The organism is Micromonospora tarensis (genome assembly GCF_016803395.1).
Taxonomy (GTDB): Bacteria; Actinomycetota; Actinomycetes; order Mycobacteriales; family Micromonosporaceae; genus Micromonospora; species Micromonospora tarensis.
Genome location: NZ_JAEVHL010000523.1, coordinates 1 through 1,117, shown reverse-complemented (window position 1 = coordinate 1,117; position 1,117 = coordinate 1). Strand labels below are relative to the sequence as shown.

The 1,117-nt window shown below is 66.2% G+C and carries 1 protein-coding gene; it reads left to right on the top strand.

The window, feature by feature from the left end; genetic code table 11:
• Positions 1 to 123 precede the first annotated feature (123 nt).
• Positions 124 to 1,117 (top strand): IS481 family transposase (locus JM949_RS36100; protein ID WP_203152490.1); only part of this gene is annotated, 994 nt, incomplete at its 3' end.

The following is a 1,117-nucleotide window of genomic DNA, read 5'->3' as shown; positions in this document are numbered from 1 at the left end:
TGTGCTGTCCAGGGAGGTTGGTCGAGGTTGTGTGACGACACGCTCTGATGTCGTAGGTAGGTGAAGGCCTCCGGTTGTGGAGTGGAGCTGTCTAGGAACCGCTCCGGCAACCAGGAGGCCTTCATGCTCCACCGTAATGCTGCTCTGACCCCACGCGCGCGTCTGCGGCTGGCGCGTCTGGTCGTGGACGAGGGCTGGACAGTCGCCCAGGCAGCACAGCGTTATGACGTCTCCTGGCGCACCGCGAAACGCTGGACAGATCGCTACCGCGAGCAGGGCGCTGACGGGATGCAGGACCGCTCGTCACGCCCGCACCGCAGCCCGACACGCACACCGCAGCCCATGGTCCGCAAGGTTGTGCACTTGCGTTTCAAGCAGCGCCTCGGCCCGGTCCAGATCGGCGGGCGCCTGAACATGGCGGCCTCGACCGTGCACGCCGTGCTGGTGCGCTGTCGCCTCAACCGGCTGCGCCATATCGACCGGGTCACCGGTGAACCGGTGCGCCGCTACGAACACCCGCATCCGGGCGCGATGCTGCATGTCGACGTCACCAAGTACGGCAACATTCCTGATGGTGGCGGCTGGCGCTACGTCGGCCGTTTCCAGGGCCGCCGGCACCGCAACGCCACCGCCGTGCGCACCGGAAACCGCGGTAAGAACTGGGCACCGAAAGTCGGGACCGCGTTCGTGCACACCGTCATCGACGACCACTCCCGCGTCGCCTACGCCGAGATCCGAGACGACGAGAAAGCCGCCACCGCCGTCGACGTGCTCCGCAACGCCGTCGCCTGGTTCACCGCACGGGGTGTCACCATCGAGCGGGTGCTGTCGGACAACGGCTCGGCCTACAAATCCTTCGCCTGGCACGACGCCTGCCACGAACTCGGCATCACCATGAAGAAGACCCGCCCCTACCGGCCCCAAACCAACGGCAAAGTCGAACGGTTCCACCGCACCCTGACCGACGGCTGGGCCATCGCCCGCTTCTACAACTCCGAACAAGCCCGCAGGAAGGCCTTACCGGCCTTCCTGCATCACTACAATCACCACCGACCCCACACCGCCACCGGCGGCCTACCACCCATCACCAGGTTGACCAACGTCCCTGGACAGCACA